The organism is Pseudoalteromonas sp. CH_XMU1449-3 (assembly GCF_037027245.1).
In the GTDB taxonomy this organism is placed as follows: Bacteria; Pseudomonadota; Gammaproteobacteria; order Enterobacterales; family Alteromonadaceae; genus Pseudoalteromonas; species Pseudoalteromonas shioyasakiensis.
The window spans coordinates 13,351-30,245 of the sequence record NZ_JAYMDY010000015.1; the positions used below are offsets into that span (position 1 = coordinate 13,351).

A 16,895-nucleotide genomic window follows, 5' to 3' on the forward strand; every position below is an offset into this window, starting at 1 on the left:
ATTCCTATAAAAATAAAATGTTTAACTAAAGTATTATTTCGGCTAAGCTAACATTAGCTACACTTGATGATAAATAAAGGAATAGTCACGCACAACACACTAAATTATGCAAAAAAGCATAAATAAAGGTGTTATAGGACATTGTTGATGTGGTTTCTAATTTTCTTGTCTGTTAAATAAAGCGTTTTAATTCAATAAATTAAAAATAAATATGAAAGTTATACGAATTTTTATAAAAAATATAATGACAACGCTGTCATTTGTTGTGTAACATTAAATCAACAAAGGTTGAGATGATTTCGCATTCTGATAAGAAAAATAATGCGATTTAGACAAAAACTAAACGAAGGCTAGGGGTCGTTAAATGATGGCGAAGAGTGTGAATGAGGACCAATTGTTTATTGGTATCGATGGTGGCGGAACGAAATGTCGAGCAACTATCTACTCTGTTAAACAAGGTGTATTAGGAACTGGCCTAGGTGGTCCTGCAAATCCATTACATGGTTTGGAACGTACTCTCGAATCAATTATGGTCTCAACACAATTAGCACTTCGTGATGCGGGTTTACCGCTTGAAACCGTTCATCAGCTTTATGCCGGGTTAGGTTTAGCAGGTGTAAACCTACCAAGCTTGTACGACAAGATTATGGAATGGGAGCATCCATTTAAACAAATGTTCCTCACCACTGACTTACACACAGCCTGTATCGGCGCACACGAAGGGAGTGATGGTGCGGTGATCATCACAGGCACTGGCTCTTGTGGTTTTTCTTGTGTAAATGGTCGCACAACTAATTTTGGCGGTCATGGCTTTGCTCTAGGAGATAAAGGCAGTGGTGCATGGATGGGTCTTGAAGCAATAAAAGCGACCTTATTAGACCTTGATGGCCTAGGTGAATCAACAAATCTGACTAAAGTGATCACCGAGCATTTTGCAGCTGACAATGCGATGGCGATTGTTGAAAAAATGTCTGGTCAGCCTTCGAGTAGTTTTGCCAAATTAGCCCGCTATGTATTTGAAGCAGCCAATAACAATGACAAAGTTGCGGTTTCGATTGTTAAAGAGGGTGCTGATTACGTTAGTAAATTAGCTCAGCGTTTATTAGAGAATAACCCGCCACGTTTATCTATGATTGGTGGCTTAGCTGAGCCATTAAATAAGTGGCTTGCAGAGGATATTGCGAAACGCGTTGAATCTCCTATTCAACCACCGGAAATGGGCGCTGTGTATTTTGCTCAGCAATCTGTGCTTGAACAAAACCAAGAGGTAAGTTTGTAATGACGATTTATCATGCAAGTTCATTGTTTACCGGTGACGAATTTTTATCTGACGTATATTTTAGCGTCGACAATGGTGTGTTTAAGTTTGTTGAAGCAGATGCTAATGCCGTTGCATTAAAGGGGTTAGTGGCACCCGGTTTTATTGATGTACAAGTGAATGGCGGTGGCGGAGCGTTTTTTAACGCTGAACAAACGCCAGATTGCTTAGATAGAATAGCCAAAGCACATGGTCAGTTTGGTTCAACAGCGATTATGCCCACGCTGATTACCGACAAAGTCGAAGTCATGGCAAAAGCGGCCGATGCTACTGCACAAGCAATTGCTGAAGGTGTTCCGGGCGTAATGGGTGTGCACTTCGAAGGACCGCACCTTTCATTAGGGAAAAAAGGCACCCACAGCGAGCAATTTATTCGCCCTATTACAGAGCAAGAATTTGCAATTTATGCCCGCCAAGACTTAGGCATTAAAATGGTAACCCTAGCGCCTGAAAATGTCAGTGCTGATGATATCGCACGCTTAGTCGAGTGTGGTGTAAAAGTGTGTATTGGCCACACCAATGCGGATTTTGCGACCACCAATGCTGCACTTGCTGCAGGGGCTGATGGTTTTACCCACTTATTTAATGCCATGTCAGCATTTACATCACGAGAGCCGGGTGTTGTGGGTGCTGCGCTTTGGGATGATAACAGTTGGTGCGGTTTAATTGTTGATGGTCACCATGTTCACCCATCATCAGCAAAATTAGCAATTCGCAGCAAACAGCGCGGAAAAATTATGTTAGTCACAGATGCTATGCCACCTGTAGGGACTGACGATATGGAGTTTGATTTCTTTGATGGCCGTAAAGTTATTCGTACTGGCGATCGATTAAATTCAACGACCGGTGAATTAGCAGGCAGCGTACTTGATATGGCAAGTGCGGTGCGCAACACAGTGAACACATTGGATGTTAGCCTTGCTGAGAGCTTACGTATGGCATCACTTTATCCTGCACAATATTTAGGTTTACATAAAAAAGGTCGCTTACTGAGCGGGTTTGACGCTGACTTTGTGGTGTTAGACGCACAGCAAAATGTACAAGCCACCTTTATTGCTGGAAAAGCGCTATAACAAGCTTCCCTGGTAAAAACCCCGCCGTTGTATCGCGGGGCTTTTTCTATTTAAGGTAATACAATGACAACAACACAACCAACAAGAAAACGTTTGGCATCGCTGGATGCACTGCGCGGCATGGATATGTTTTGGATATTAGGCGGACAGTCACTATTCGCAGCGCTCTTCGTTTTAACTGGCTGGACTGGCTGGAAAGTTTTTGAAGCACACACCGTGCACAGCGTTTGGCATGGCTTCACATTTTACGATCTGATTTTCCCATTATTTATATTTTTATCGGGTGTGGCGATGGGGCTAGCCCCCAAACGCATTGACCATTTACCGTTTGATGAGCGCAAAGTGTATTACCGCAAGGCGGGTAAACGTCTTTTACTATTGTGTTTATTAGGTATTTTGTATAACCACGGCTGGGGCACAGGGATGCCAATGGCGTTGGATGAAATTCGCTATGCCAGTGTGCTTGGCCGCATCGCTATTGCGTGGTTCTTCTGTGCAATGTTGGTTTGGCATACCAGTTTACGAACACAAATTATTACCGCAGCAGCTATTTTAGTGGGTTATTGGCTACTACTTTGTTTTGTTCCAGTGCCGGGTGGCAGTGCTGGCGACCTTTCAGCGGCAGGAAGTTGGAATGCATGGTTTGATGCGCACTTACTGCCGGGTATTAGTTATCAAAACCGTGTGGTAGACCCTGAAGGTGTGTTGTCGAATATCCCTGCGATAGTTAATGCATTAATGGGCGTGTTTGCCGGTCAATTAGTGGCTCGTGCTCAGCAAATTGGCGAGTGGAAAATGACCGCCTTGTTGTTCGCAGCAGGTGTGGTAAGTGTGTGTTTAGGTTGGTTATGGGATTTACAGTTCCCAGTAAATAAAGAACTTTGGACTAGCTCATTTGTGCTTGTAACCGTTGGCTGGAGTGCCATATTGCTCGCCGTATTTTATGCACTGGTGGATATTCTGCCAGGGCAACGCGCCGCGTATCCTTTTGTGATCATAGGTGCAAACTCTATTATTATTTACTTAGCGTCAAGTCTTGTGAATTGGGGCTATGTAAGCCAAAGCGTATTTGGTGGGGTGGTTCGAGCTGTGCCAGAGGCATGGCAACCCCTGATGGCGGTAATTGCATTATTAGCAGTACAAATGCTGGTATTGCATTGGATGTATCGCCGTAAGATCTTTGTTAGTGTTTAATAATTATTAGACACTAGCAAAAAGAGTAATTTTTTATTCACTTTTACTTTACAAAGATAAAACTAGAAGTGATAATGACAGCGTTGTCATAATGGTTATAGCTACTGCATCGTATCCTGGCAGTGGTTTGATCTAAAACCCAGCTCGATTGCACGTGGGGTTGGGTTTTAGGTCCCATTTTTTTCCAACTTATAATTAGAGCTAATCGATATGCAAATAGTGATTCTTGATGATGCAGCCCAAGTTGCAGCGTATGGTGCCAACATCTTTGCGAAACAATTACTAAAAAAACCAGCCTCAGTACTTGGTCTTGCCACAGGGTCAACACCTGTTGCTTTGTATCAACAACTGATCGAAAAAAATAAAGCTGGCGATATTTCGTTTAGCCAAACGACAACATTTAACTTAGACGAATACTTAGGTTTAACTGGCGAGCATCCACAAAGTTATCGTTACTTTATGAATGAACAGCTATTTAACCATGTTGATATCGATAAACAAAACACCCATGTACCGCCGGGTGATGCAGTAAACCCGCTTATTGCTTGTACTGAATATGAGCAAAAAATCACTAACGCTGGTGGTGTTGACGTACAACTACTTGGTATTGGCCGTAATGGTCACATTGGCTTTAACGAACCTTCATCTGGTTTGACATCACGCACCCGTGTTAAAACACTGACCAAAGCGACAATTGAAGACAATGCGCGATTTTTTGCTGAGGGTGAGTATCAACCGCATTTATCAATCACTATGGGTATTGGCACTATTTTAGAAGCCAAAAAAGTAGTGCTTTTAGCAACCGGTGCAAGTAAATCTGATGCCGTTCATGCCATGGTAGAAGGCCCGTTAATGGCTAAATGCCCAGCTTCAGCACTGCAACTTCATAAAGATGCGGTGATCATCATTGATAAAGCTGCAGCGAGTAAGTTAGAAGATTTAGAGTTCTATCAGCATATTGAAGCTGAGAACCAAAAACTACAAGCGCACCTAGCGACCTTGTAAAATTGTGAGAGAGAATAAAAAAGCCCAGTTTGGGCTTTTTTTATGCCTGTAATAAATTGGGTTTATCATCCGCTTATGGTAGTTTTAGCGAGTAAACTATTTTCAAGGAATGCCATGCTGAATTACTCTCAAATGCCATTGGATCGTGCATCAAATCGTCGTAAAGATCCAAAGTGGTTAAAGGCTCAAATGAACTCTCAGAGTCGCTGGTTATTGGTCAATAACAATCAAAGTTTATTTGTTAAAGACAGTCCTGAAGTGTGTTATTTACGCTTATCTCAAGTGGATCATCTCGATTTATCAAAAAGCATTTTATTGGGTTTAGACGATGATGATGTGGCTCATTTTGCTTTAGATGTCAGCCATGTTCCAGACTCACTCATTGAGCCTATGCTTAATGGCGCTGAATTTGTAGATATTCGCAAGTTAGGCCCACAAGTTGAGCTAAAACAAGGCTCGATTGCCGCATTGGCAAGGGGCTTGTGTTTTTGGCACGCAACGCACCGTTTTTGTGGTCGTTGTGGTCATGAAAATAACATGGTTGAAGCAGGGCATTCACGTTTATGTGAGAACCAAACTTGCCAGCATCAAACTTTTCCGCGAACCGATCCTGCGGTGATTATGATCGTTACTAAAACCTTTTCAGATGGGGTTGAGCGCTGCTTGCTAGGCCGTCAAGCAAGCTGGCCTGACGGTGTTTTTTCAACTCTTGCCGGTTTTGTTGACCCAGGTGAAACACTAGAGCAGGCCGTTGCCCGCGAAGTCATGGAAGAAGCTGGTGTTGCGGTGACAGATATTCAATACATCGCTTCACAGCCTTGGCCATTTCCATCATCAATTATGTTTGGCTTTATGGCCACAGCAGTTTCAGAAGATATTCAGGTAGATAAAGACGAGTTAGACGATGCAAGATGGTTTAGCCGTGCTGAACTTAATGAATTCGGCCAATGGCATGAGCAGGGCAGTCATCTTAAACTAACCCGACAAGATTCTATTTCTCGATTTTTGGTTGAGCACTGGCGCAACCTGTAAAGCACAGCTTGGACAAATTATGACAAAGACAAATAAAAATACCCAAATCGTCTCTGCAGGGCGTAAAAAAGCGTACACACAAGGGGTTGTGAACCCTGTGGTGCAACGTGCATCAACGGTAGTATTCGATTCAGTGGCTGATTTAAAAGCAGCGGCGAAGAAACGAGGCGACAAAACTTTATTTTATGGCCGTCGCGGTACGACGACACACTTTGCTCTGCAAGAAGCAATTGCAGAACTAGAAGGCGGCGAAGGCTGTGCGCTATATCCATCAGGTGCGGCTGCAATAAGCAATGCGCTACTCTCGTTTGTGAAAACGGGCGATCATATTTTAATGGTGGATACCGCTTACGAGCCGACACGTGATTTTTGCGACAAAATACTGGCTGGATTAGGAATTGAAACAACTTATTACCCGCCGGGAATTGGTGCAGGGATTAGTGAGCTTATTAAAGATAACACTCGCGTATTGTTTTTAGAATCACCTGGCTCAATCACCATGGAAGTGCAAGATGTGCCAGCCATGGTTGCTAAGGCAAATGAGCGTGGTGTAATGACCATGCTAGATAACACCTGGGGTAATGGCCTGCATTTTAGACCGCTTGAGCATGGCGTAGATATTAGTATTCAAGCAGCGACAAAATATATAGTTGGTCACTCTGATGTGATGATGGGTGTGGCGGTAGCCAATAAAAAGTATTGGCCAACCCTTCGCGAAAATTCATACTTACTTGGTCAATGTACCTCTGCTGATGATGCTTATTTAGCGCTACGTGGTCTGCGTACTATGGCTGTGCGTTTAAAGCAGCATGAACAAGCCGCCATCGAAGTGGCTAAATGGCTTGAAACACACCCATTGGTTGATCATATTCGCCATCCGGCTTTTGCAACGTGCCCGGGTCATGAGTTCTTTGAACGAGACTTTGATGGCAGTAACGGCTTATTTTCATTTGTAATGAAGCAGGGTAATCAACAAGCGATTGATGCGTTTTTAGACAGCCTACACCATTTTAAAATGGGCTTTTCTTGGGGTGGTTATGAGAGCTTAGTCACGGCAAACCTCAGCATGAAAGGGCTTCGCTCTGAAACAGGTTGGTCGCAAGGCCCGGTAATAAGGCTACACATTGGTCTTGAAGATGTGGCTGATTTACTAGCCGACCTTGACCAAGCGCTTGCAGTGTACGAAAGCCACCTCTAGGTTAAAAGTTTATACTTTGTTACATAAGACCCGCTTGTCGGGTCTTTTTTTTCTGGTAATTCAAGCTGTTTCAACTTAGTGTAATTCTAATAATAAAATTCATTAAGGATTATGAGTGACGCAGTTACATCCTAAACGTCTTGCACAAATTGCCCAATTTGAGCTGGTACGACTATTTCTGACCAAACGTGGTTTGTTGGCGGTTGCCGCTTTTGCCATTTGTTGGCTACTTATTTTACGCTATCCCATTGCCCAATCTGTGACCTTGATTAGCTCACCTGATTTTGCCGACTTTGCTCGGCAAGCATTTGGCGCCATTGGCATCAGTAAATTACTTGATTGGCCTGAATCTGAACTTGCCGTTTATTGGCTGATTGCTCTATTTAGTTTCCCAAGCTTTTGTTTGTTTCTATGTAGTGACCAAACAGTGGGCGACAGACAACGAGGTACGTTACGCTTTTTATCACTTAGAGCCACTCGTTCAGAAATTATCATTGGCCGCTTTTTAGGGCAGCTACTCATTTTAGCAGCATTGTTGTTTGTTACCTTGATGGCAACGGTTGCAATGCTTGGCTATCGTGAGCCAAGTTTGCTGCTTTCTGGCTTATCGCGAAGCTTTATGTTGTTATTTTATTTGCTTGTTGCGGTTATGCCATTTATTGCTTTGATGAGCTTTTTAAATACATTTGCCCGTTCATCGCGTCTTGCATTTGTATTGGCTATTTTGTTCTTTGCTGGCGGTAATATTGTGATTGGCTTACTAACATGGCAATGGCCTGCATTTGAGGTTTTAAATTACATATTTCCGGGCTATCAACTTGATTTAATGGCAGGTCAGCGTGCAGGTGTCACATTGGCTCTTGGTTTACCACTTTTACAAACGGCAGTGTTACTGGTTGCTGGTGAACGAATTTTTGCAAGGAGCTCATTATGACCGTTTTAATTCAAGCACAAGGCTTGTCAAAAAACTATGGGGCTAAACGAGCGCTCGATAACGTCAACTTTGAGATAAACAAAGGAGCGCCGGTAGCGCTAGTTGGTCCTAATGGTGCAGGTAAAACAACGTTATTCAGTTTGTTATGTGGCTATATTTTACCTAGCTCAGGAAAACTATCGGTAATGGGGTATACCCCAGGCAGTGCGGCGTTATTCGGTAAGCTAACCGCGTTACCGCAAGATGCCCAGCTTGATCCTCGTTTTAGTATTGCACATCAACTTAACTTTTATGGTCAATTACAAGGGCTCAGTGGTGCGGTTCGTAAAAAAGAAACGGCTCGTGTTTTAGAGCTCGTTGGTTTGTCAGAAGTGGCTAAGCAGCGACCGGATGACCTTTCTCATGGTATGCGTAAGCGAGTGACGATTGCACAGGCATTAATTGGTTCACCTGAAATAGTGATGCTTGATGAAGCAACTGCAGGCCTTGATCCAATTCATGCTCGTGAGGTAAGGGAGCTGGTAAGTTCTTTAAGTAACGAAGCAACATTTATTTTAAGCTCCCATGACTTAACTGAGCTTGAGCGATTATGCTCTCAGGTGTTACACCTTGATAAAGGGGTGTTAAGTGAGCATCAAGCCCGTTCTAGCACGCAGGATAATAAACACTTTATTACGCTGCAGTTAAATCAACAATATGATGATGTAGAAGCAAAGCTTGCTGGCCTTGCCCATGTACATCATGTTTATATGAGCCAAGCAAAAGAATATGTGATCGAGTTTGAAAAAACCGCTGAGCCTTTTGATATCAATCTTCTACACTTTTGTTATCAACAAGGTTGGCAGTATCGTCAACTGGTAAATGGTCACACACTCGAAAACCAAATTTTTCATAAGGAGAGCTAATTATGGGTCTATTAAGCGGATTAATGGGTAACGCAAGTGAAGTCGATAACGATGATTTAGAAGAGCTGCTTGCTAATACCTTGATTGATGGTGAAACAGTACAAAAAGCCTATAAAGTCATTCGTGATATGTTCATCTTTACCAATAAAAGATTAATTATTATTGATAAACAAGGTGTTACTGGTTCTAAAGTTGAAATGCTGAGTATTGCTTACTCAAAAATTACTAAGTTTAGTAAAGAGAGTGCTGGGCATTTTGACCTTGATGCTGAACTAAAAATTTGGGTTGGTTCAGATCCAACGCCAATCAGTAAAGACTTTAAAGCAGGAGATAACATTAATGAGGTTTATAGAATTATAAGCCAGTTTGCTTTATAAGGTACTGACAAGCTTTATTTTTTCACTAAAAGTTGGTTTAGAGACGCAAGTTTCGGCCAACTTTTTCTTTACATTTGCCGACACTTTATTACAATTAATCAAGTAAAAACAAATGCTTAGTTAAGTTTCCATTCAGTTTTCTCACGTTAGCATGTGCCCAACTTAGCCATCAGGCTAGTTTTCAACAGCAATGAAACAATGTTAATAGGGAAATCTGTTTATGAAAAAGTTAGCAGTTATTATTTCGAGTATGCTTCTGTCAACTGCCGCGACTGCTGCGGATAGTTACCAATCAATCAGCCATTTAGGATACATGGACACCGATGGCAACGACACAGTAAGTGTTGATTCAACGTATTACTTCGCGCCAAAGAAAACAATGGGTCCATACGACCAGTTTGAATACATCAACAGAACAACCAACGTATTTGGTTCGTACGCAGATGATGACTTTGGTGATGTAACTAACATCGGTGGTGAATACTTCGTACAAGATTTTGTATTTGGTGCGGGTTACAGCAACTACGATTACGGTTCAGATACTGATTTATTCAATGTGTCTGCAGGTTACTTCTTTAATCCTAACCTTCTTCTTAAAGCGACATTTATCGACGTAGAAGACGGCGATAACACTGTAATGTTTGACCTTAAGTACAATCACCAGCTTAACAGCACTGATTACTTAGGTTTCACATTCACAGCTGACGATGAGTTTGATTACCGTGCAGTAAATGCAAAATACTTCATGGATCTTCAACAAGGTAACTACCTAACAATTGAAGGTACAATCTCAGATACAGACGATAGCGGTAGCTCTTGGGAACTAGGTTCTAACTACTACTTCTCTAAAGCAACGTCAGCATTTGTAACGTTTAACAAAGAAGATGACTACAGCTTTGGTGCACAGCACTTCTTTAACAAAAACGTTGGTTTAAAAGCAGGTTATGCAAACAACTGGGATGACTCAGACTACGATGCATACTTTGCAAACGTAAGCTTACAGTTTTAATTATTAAGTTGATGATATAAAAAAGCCCGCATTATGCGGGCTTTTTCGTTTTTATCATTACCAACCGCACTGGCGGCCTTCATTTTGCTCATCAAGGTATTTTTGTAACGGTGCAAAGTAATCTAAGATTGCTGTTGCATCCATTTCTTCTTTACCAGTGATAGTAGCAAGAGCTTCTTGCCATGGGCGGCTTGAGCCCATTTCTAACATAGCATTTAGTTTTTCACCTGCCACAGCAGAGTTGTATACAGAACAACGGTGAATCGCTTCTTCGTTACCGGCAATTTCACATAAACTTCTGTGGAAGTCGAATTGTAAAATGTGCGCTAAGAAATAACGTGTGTAAGGCGTGTTGCCTGGTACGTGATACTTAGCACCTGGATCGAAGTCTGCTTCGCTACGTGCGATAGGCGCTTGTACACCTTGGTATTTTTCACGTAATTCCCACCACGCTTTGTTGTAGTTCTCTGGTGTTACTTCACCTGAGAAAACTTTCCAGCGCCATTGGTCTACTAATAAACCAAATGGGATAAATGCTACTTTGTCTAATGCCATTTTCATTAATAGGCCGATATCTTTTGATTCATCAGGCACTTCATCTAATAAACCAATTTCTTTTAAATAACCTGGCGTTACAGAAAGAGCAATGGTGTCACCAATCGCTTCGTGGAAACCATCGTTCGCACTTTCTTGATAATAAATAGGCTGCGTGTTGTACGCGCGTTGATAGAAGTTATGGCCTAACTCATGGTGGATAACAGAGAATTCTTCACCTGTGCGTTGAATACACATCTTAATACGTAGGTCGTCTTTGCTATCAATATTCCAAGCTGACGCATGGCACTGTACGTCACGATCTTGTGGTTTAGTGAATAGTGAGCGCTCATAGAAGGTATCTGGCAATGGCGCAAAGCCCATTGATGTAAAGAACTTCTCGGCGCCACGTACCATTTTAAGTTCGTCGTAATCGTGCTCAGCTAATAGTTCTGTTACGTCATAACCAGGATCGGCATTTTCTGGTGCAACAACATCGTAAATGTTACCCCACGTTTGTGCCCACATATTACCTAGTAGGTGTGCAGGGATAGGCTGGTCTTGTGGTACTTTATCTTCGCCATATTTTTCACCTAGCTTGGCACGAACATGACAATGTAATGAATCATAAAGCGGTTTAACTTGGCCCCAAATACGGTCAAGTTCTTTTGCAAAATCATCGGCTGGCATGTCGTATTTACTACGCCACATAGCACCTGTATCTGCATAACCTAGCTCTTTTGCACCTTCATTGGTGAGTGCAACTTGTTGCTCATAAAGCGGGCGCATAGGTTTTGAAACTTGACGCCAACCTTGCCATAAATCAAGCAATTCATTGTAATCACGGCTCGTTGCCATTTTAGCGGTCATGTCGCCAAGGCTTAAACAGCTACCATCTTCTTTACAGTATTTACCTTTACCATAAATACCCCCTAGCTCAGCCACTAATTGTGAGAGCTTAGCTGTTTTTTCAGCATCTTGTGGTGCAGGTAACGTAAGCGCTAGTTTAAGTTTATCGAGTTTACGACGCGCATCGTAGTCTAGCTCTAAACTATCGAATTTTGCAGCTTCATTAGCAAGGCGAACAACGGCTTCGGTCATCTTGCGATTTACTTCAGCAGATAGTTCCGCAGTATCATGGGTAATGAAGTTGGCATAAATCCATTCAGCACGGCTTGCTTCTAAATAAAGCGCGCTTAATTCTTTTTCAGTAGCGGCGATAAATTTATCGGCATCTTGTGCGGTAACTTGGCTTGTTTTGACTTCAGCAGTCGTTGTTTTAGTGCTCGCAGTGTCATCATTACAGCCAGTAAGTGCTAGTGCACTTGCGACCATAAGCGCGCTGATGCTGAGCTTAAATGGAGTCTTTTTCATAACGTTCCCTAGAAGTTTATTGTTATTTATTGCCCATGCATAATAGCAGTGTCTTAGTAAACAACAAACTGCCTAGCCGAAAACAACCTAAGTAAGAGCTGCTTACGTTGTATTTATGGCACGATCAGTCATACTTGAAGCAGTTAATTAAAATAAAAGGATTGCACAATGACGACCGTAATCATTCTGTTACTGGTTGCTGTGATTGTAATTTTTGCGGTGAAAGACATTCGCCTCAATCTTGTCACACGACCTACGTTTAGTATGTTTAAAAAAGTTTTGCCGCCGTTATCGCAAACAGAACGTGAAGCTATGGAAGCAGGTGATGTTTGGTGGGATGGTGAATTATTCAGTGGTAACCCAGATTGGCAAAAACTGCATCGTTTCCCTAAACCTGAACTTAGCGAAAAAGAACGCGCATTTATGAGCGAGCAGGTCGAAACCTTGTTAGCCATGCTTGATGATTATCAAATTGTGCAAAAAGATAAAGACCTACCAAAAGAAGTGTGGGACTACCTAAAAAAAGAAGGATTTTTTGCGTTAATCATTCCTGAAAAATTTGGTGGTCGCGAGTTTTCGGCGATTGCAAATTCAACCATCGTTTCGAAAATTGCTACTAAGAGCTTAACCGCTGCGGTTACCGTAATGGTCCCCAATAGTTTAGGTCCAGGTGAATTACTCCTTCACTATGGTACTACCGAGCAACAAGAGCGTTGGTTGCCAAGCCTGGCTAAGGGTGATGATGTGCCTTGTTTTGCATTAACGGGCCCTGAGGCTGGCTCTGATGCAGGCAGTATTCCTGATACTGGCGTAGTTTGTAAGGGCATGCATAACGGTGAGGAAGTGATTGGCTTAAAACTTAACTGGTCAAAACGTTATATCACCCTTGCACCCATTGCCACAGTGTTGGGTCTAGCATTTAAAATGTACGATCCTGAGGGCTTATTAGGTGATAAAAAAGAGCTTGGCATTACGTGTGCGCTTATTCCAACTGATCACGAAGGTGTGCAAACAGGTGAGCGTCATTACCCGTTAAACATGGCATTTATGAATGGCACAACATACGGTAAAGATGTGTTTATTCCACTTGATTGGATCATCGGTGGCGAAAAGGGCGCTGGTCGAGGCTGGCGCATGTTAGTTGAATGTTTAAGTGCAGGTCGAGGTATTTCGTTACCGGCACTTAGTACAGCAACTGGCCATTTGGCTTCAAGAATGACATCAGCCTATGCAACCGTACGCCAACAATTTGGTGTGTCGATTGGCCAATTTGAGGGTGTCCAAGAGGCATTGGCACGTATTGGTGGATTAACTTACACCTTAGAATCAGCAAGGCTAATGACCGCAGGGGCGATTGACTTAAAATTGAGTCCGTCTGTGGTTACCGCTATAGCTAAGTACCATATGACTGAAATGGGTCGTACAGTAATGAATGATGCTATGGACATTCATTCTGGTAAAGGTATTCAAGTCGGGCCAAATAACTATTTAGCCCATGGCTATATGGGGATCCCGGTATCGATTACCGTTGAAGGTGCAAACATTCTTACTCGTAACTTGATGATCTTTGGTCAAGGCGCTACTCGCTGTCATCCGTTTGTTTTAAAAGAAATGGAAGCAGCAGCAATGGAAGACCATGATGTTGCCTTAAAAGAATTTGACTCATTACTGCTGCAACATATTTTATTTGCAGGTAGTAATGCAGGTATGGCATTTGTGCACGGTTTAACGCGCAGTTACTTCGCTAAAGCCCCTGTATGTGGCGCAACCACTGTTTACTACAAACAGTTAAGCCGCATGAGTCGTGGTCTAGCGTTTTGTACTGATGTTGCGATGTTAGTATTAGGTGGTGAGTTAAAACGCAAAGAGATGATTTCGGCACGTTTAGGTGATGTGCTTAGCCACTTGTATCTTGCTTCATGTGTACTGAAACGCTACGAAGATGAAGGGCGTCAGCAAGCTGACCTACCATTTGTGCAATATGCTGTTGAGCATTCGTTATTCTGCATTGGTCAGGCATTCGACGGCTTCTTTAAAAATTTCTCTAATCCAGTAATTAATTTCTTACTAAAACGTATTGTGTTCCCACTAGGTAATCATTACCACCGTCCAAGTGATGAGTTAGCCCAAACAATGTGTGAGCACATGAGCAAACCAGGGGTCTTTAGGGACAGATTAACCCACCTTTGTTATGTCGATGAAAATGCAGGGACTGGTGTAATGGAAAATGCCTTTTTAGCCATGATTGATACCCATGAAGACTTTAAGCAGCTTCGTAAATGGCAAAAAGAAGGCACTATTGCTAAAAACCTTGAACTCGAGGGCGCAATTGCCGCAGCGGCAGAGAAAAACTTGATTAACGAAACCGTTGCAGAGCGCATGAACCAAGCCAATGAGCTACGTAAACAAGCGATAGCCGTTGATAACTTTGCACCCGGCGAGCTGTAACTTTTTGTAAAGTATAAACAAACTAAGCCTTGCATTTGCAAGGCTTTTTTATATTAGCATTATAGGCCGTGAGTGATGACTTTTTCTGCTTCACTGGCTGGCATAGGTTTCGCTTTTAAGAAGCCTTGACCAAACTTACATTGAGTTTGTTTTAGGATTGCCAATTGTTTTTCTGTTTCAATCCCTTCAGCAACGACATCGAGTTTTAACGATTGTGCTAATGATAAAATGGCATCAACCAAGGGGTTATGCGCTTTGTTCAAGTGGTCAATGAAACTTTTATCAATTTTCATTATGTGAATCGGTAATTGGTGTAAATAACCAAGCGCTGAGTAGCCTGTACCAAAGTCATCTAAACACAGTTTCACTTCAAGAGGTTCAAGGCCCTTAATGATTTTTGTTGCCAGCTCTAAATTGCCAATAAGGCCAGACTCGGTGATTTCTAAGCATAGTGAGCCAAGTGGCAATTTATATTGTTTGTATAAGGAATGTATTTGAGCTACAAAATCTAGGCTAGCAAAATGACGTGATGATACATTCACGGTGATTCTGCCAAATGCTTTACCTTCACTTGTCCACTTTGCGATTTGCTTTGCAGCAAGCTCAAGCAAATGTAAATCTAGATTGATAATTTGCCCTGTATCTTCTGCAACCGGAATAAAATCATTTGGCGAGACAAAGCCTTTACTTGGGTGGTGCCAGCGTACAAGTGCTTCAAAACCTACAACTCTTGTGTCTTGAATTGTAAAAATTGGCTGGTAGTAAAGCTCAAAATCGTCATGCTCAATACCATGCTGTAAATCATTTTCTATATCAGCATGATTTTTAAGTTTTTTTCGCATGGTATTGTTGAAAAACTTAACCTTACCACGGCCAGATGACTTTGCCTCGTACATTGCTGCATCGGCATGTTGTAATAGCTTATAAGCTTGGTCGCGACTGCTTTCACAAAAGGCAACGCCTATACTGGTAGATGCTTGCAATAGGTGGCCGTCAATATTGAGAGGCTCTGATAGTACCTGTTGAATGCGATCTAGAGCATCATTAATTTGTTGTTTATCGGTGATGTTTTCCATAAAGATGGCGAACTCATCGCCCCCTAAACGGGCAAAAGTATCCGTATTGCGAATAGTACCTAAGATCAACTCACAGATTTTGACCAAAAAGTGGTCGCCAACCTCATGGCCTAATGAGTCATTGATACTCTTAAAGCGGTCAAAGTCTAGATAGAGCAGGGCATGTTGATTGCGCTTATCAGCTCTTGCAAGGCGAAGGATCGCATGTTTGATGCGTTCAATTAACAACGAGCGATTAGCAAGGCCGGTTAATTCGTCGTGAAGAGCGCGATGCTCAAGCTCTTGTCTTGATAATTGACGATCTATTGCCATGCTAATTTGGCGGCTCACATATGTAAGTAAAGCACGGTCATGCTCGTCATAGTGATAGCTTTTACTGTAACTTTGTACGGCAATGACACCGCTTATACGCTCATTTACTTTAAATGGCACACCTAGCCAAGACTCGGCCTGGCGACCAACCATTTTAAAATGACCCGCATCAATGTGCTGTTGAAATTCTTCTTTCGTGAAAAGTAAAGATTGGTCGATGTTTAATAAATAATAAGATGCAGTATCTTTTAATTGTTCTTTTGATATTTTTTTATGGGCGTTAGAACGCACGCCTTCTTCGATAATGTAAACCAAATCAAGCACATCGAGCTGCTTATCATACAGGCCAATGAAGAAGTTATCTGCTCTAAGTAAAGAGGTAATAATACCATGTAAAGATTCGAAGAAACTATCTAGCTCGCTCGATTGATAAGTTAGATTGGCTATTTGCAGCATCGAGCGCTCTAGCTTTTGTGCATCGTTTAACTGCATAACGGTTTGCTGTAAATCTTCTACGGTGCGAACCTGATTTATCTTGGCACTTAATAGATGCGCCACTGTTGATAAAATCTCTAAATGGGCGTCGTTGTAGTAATCTTTTTGCGGGTGCTCACAGTCAATGACACCCAGTACTTTTTCTTTATAAACTAATGGTACGCAAAGCTCAGAAAGAGCAGGGCGAGAGTCAGCGATATAACGCGGGTCTTCACTGACATCGCCAATCATTAACGGTTTACCAGTGCTTGCGACATACCCCGTAATACCTTGATCAAAGCTAATTTCTGTACGGTCGATATGGTAAGTATCGTGGCTGCTTGCTGTGCCAATAGACGCCATTTCTTTGAGGGTGCGAGTTTTGTCATCGGCTAGATAAATAACACACTCTTTAAAACCTAGGCGGCTTACCACTTCTGACGTGACATACTCTAACAATTCTTCAACTGTGTCTAATTGCATCACAGATGATGAGAACTGATTAATAATATGTAGTTGGTCTGTTTTGACCTCAAGTGCAAAAGCAGCGTCTAAACTCTTAGGCATAGAATAAAAGGTAACCGAAATGTTGTATTAATTTATTACGTTAACCTACTATCAAACTATCCACA

Annotated in this window: 13 protein-coding genes; 11 read left to right on the plus strand and 2 right to left on the minus strand. The window is 42.1% G+C overall.

Going from position 1 to position 16,895, the window contains the following annotated elements; genetic code table 11:
- Positions 1-364 precede the first annotated feature (364 nt).
- The 10 genes from nagK (at position 365) to WA256_RS16655 (ending at position 10,045) form a co-directional block, all read left to right on the plus strand.
- Positions 365-1,279 carry an N-acetylglucosamine kinase gene (nagK, locus tag WA256_RS16610; RefSeq protein WP_062564217.1) on the plus strand — a complete coding sequence of 305 codons (915 nt, stop codon included), beginning with the start codon at positions 365-367 and terminating at the stop codon, positions 1,277-1,279.
- A complete protein-coding gene (nagA, locus tag WA256_RS16615) occupies positions 1,279-2,391 on the plus strand; it encodes an N-acetylglucosamine-6-phosphate deacetylase (protein ID WP_130167076.1) in 1,113 nt (370 codons plus the stop codon). The genes nagK and nagA overlap by 1 nt, the downstream gene beginning before the upstream one ends.
- A 63-nt stretch (positions 2,392-2,454) precedes the next feature.
- Positions 2,455-3,585, plus strand: a complete 1,131-nt coding sequence (gene nagX / locus WA256_RS16620) for a transmembrane glucosamine N-acetyltransferase NagX (RefSeq protein WP_054561756.1) — start codon at positions 2,455-2,457, stop codon at positions 3,583-3,585.
- Between the two features lie 210 nt (positions 3,586-3,795).
- Positions 3,796-4,590: a glucosamine-6-phosphate deaminase gene (gene nagB / locus WA256_RS16625; protein ID WP_062564215.1), complete on the plus strand. Its 795-nt coding sequence runs from the start codon at positions 3,796-3,798 to the stop codon at positions 4,588-4,590.
- A 114-nt stretch (positions 4,591-4,704) separates the two neighbouring features.
- Complete coding sequence (gene nudC / locus WA256_RS16630; protein ID WP_130167078.1) at positions 4,705-5,622, plus strand: NAD(+) diphosphatase; 918 nt, start codon at positions 4,705-4,707, stop codon at positions 5,620-5,622.
- Positions 5,623-5,641: 19 nt separating this feature from the next.
- On the plus strand, positions 5,642-6,820 hold the full coding sequence (locus tag WA256_RS16635) for a cystathionine beta-lyase (protein WP_062564213.1): 1,179 nt from the start codon (positions 5,642-5,644) through the stop codon (positions 6,818-6,820).
- A 115-nt stretch (positions 6,821-6,935) separates the two neighbouring features.
- The gene (locus tag WA256_RS16640) at positions 6,936-7,754 is read left to right on the plus strand and encodes an ABC transporter permease (protein ID WP_054551569.1); all 819 of its coding nucleotides are present in this window, start codon (positions 6,936-6,938) and stop codon (positions 7,752-7,754) included.
- Complete coding sequence (locus WA256_RS16645) at positions 7,751-8,659, plus strand: ABC transporter ATP-binding protein (protein ID WP_062564211.1); 909 nt, start codon at positions 7,751-7,753, stop codon at positions 8,657-8,659. Before WA256_RS16640 ends, WA256_RS16645 begins: the two co-directional genes overlap by 4 nt.
- A gap of 2 nt (positions 8,660-8,661) precedes the next feature.
- Positions 8,662-9,036, plus strand: a complete 375-nt coding sequence (locus tag WA256_RS16650; RefSeq protein WP_054551567.1) for a PH domain-containing protein — start codon at positions 8,662-8,664, stop codon at positions 9,034-9,036.
- A gap of 220 nt (positions 9,037-9,256) precedes the next feature.
- Complete coding sequence (locus tag WA256_RS16655; protein ID WP_062564210.1) at positions 9,257-10,045, plus strand: putative porin; 789 nt, start codon at positions 9,257-9,259, stop codon at positions 10,043-10,045.
- 57 nt (positions 10,046-10,102) lie between these two features.
- On the opposite strand, the gene WA256_RS16660 is transcribed toward WA256_RS16655, so the two are convergent.
- Positions 10,103-11,953, minus strand: a complete 1,851-nt coding sequence (locus WA256_RS16660) for a M2 family metallopeptidase (RefSeq protein ID WP_335992664.1) — start codon at positions 11,951-11,953, stop codon at positions 10,103-10,105.
- Positions 11,954-12,121: 168 nt separating this feature from the next.
- Between WA256_RS16660 and WA256_RS16665 the strand changes: the two genes are divergently transcribed.
- On the plus strand, positions 12,122-14,401 hold the full coding sequence (locus WA256_RS16665; protein ID WP_304637409.1) for an acyl-CoA dehydrogenase: 2,280 nt from the start codon (positions 12,122-12,124) through the stop codon (positions 14,399-14,401).
- A gap of 59 nt (positions 14,402-14,460) precedes the next feature.
- Here WA256_RS16665 and WA256_RS16670 read toward each other — a convergent pair whose 3' ends face one another.
- Positions 14,461-16,830, minus strand: a complete 2,370-nt coding sequence (locus tag WA256_RS16670) for an EAL domain-containing protein (protein WP_304637410.1) — start codon at positions 16,828-16,830, stop codon at positions 14,461-14,463.
- Positions 16,831-16,895 lie beyond the last annotated feature (65 nt).

Coding starts and splice junctions, on each gene's coding strand:
- nagB (WP_062564215.1), top strand. CDS start 3,796: ATGCAAATAGTGATTCTTGATGATGCAGCCCAAGTTGCAGCGTATGGT.
- nagX (WP_054561756.1), top strand. CDS start 2,455: ATGACAACAACACAACCAACAAGAAAACGTTTGGCATCGCTGGATGCA.
- WA256_RS16670 (WP_304637410.1), bottom strand. CDS start 16,830: ATGCCTAAGAGTTTAGACGCTGCTTTTGCACTTGAGGTCAAAACAGAC.
- nagA (WP_130167076.1), top strand. CDS start 1,279: ATGACGATTTATCATGCAAGTTCATTGTTTACCGGTGACGAATTTTTA.
- WA256_RS16635 (WP_062564213.1), top strand. CDS start 5,642: ATGACAAAGACAAATAAAAATACCCAAATCGTCTCTGCAGGGCGTAAA.
- WA256_RS16650 (WP_054551567.1), top strand. CDS start 8,662: ATGGGTCTATTAAGCGGATTAATGGGTAACGCAAGTGAAGTCGATAAC.
- nagK (WP_062564217.1), top strand. CDS start 365: ATGATGGCGAAGAGTGTGAATGAGGACCAATTGTTTATTGGTATCGAT.
- WA256_RS16665 (WP_304637409.1), top strand. CDS start 12,122: ATGACGACCGTAATCATTCTGTTACTGGTTGCTGTGATTGTAATTTTT.
- WA256_RS16645 (WP_062564211.1), top strand. CDS start 7,751: ATGACCGTTTTAATTCAAGCACAAGGCTTGTCAAAAAACTATGGGGCT.
- nudC (WP_130167078.1), top strand. CDS start 4,705: ATGCTGAATTACTCTCAAATGCCATTGGATCGTGCATCAAATCGTCGT.
- WA256_RS16655 (WP_062564210.1), top strand. CDS start 9,257: ATGAAAAAGTTAGCAGTTATTATTTCGAGTATGCTTCTGTCAACTGCC.
- WA256_RS16660 (WP_335992664.1), bottom strand. CDS start 11,953: ATGAAAAAGACTCCATTTAAGCTCAGCATCAGCGCGCTTATGGTCGCA.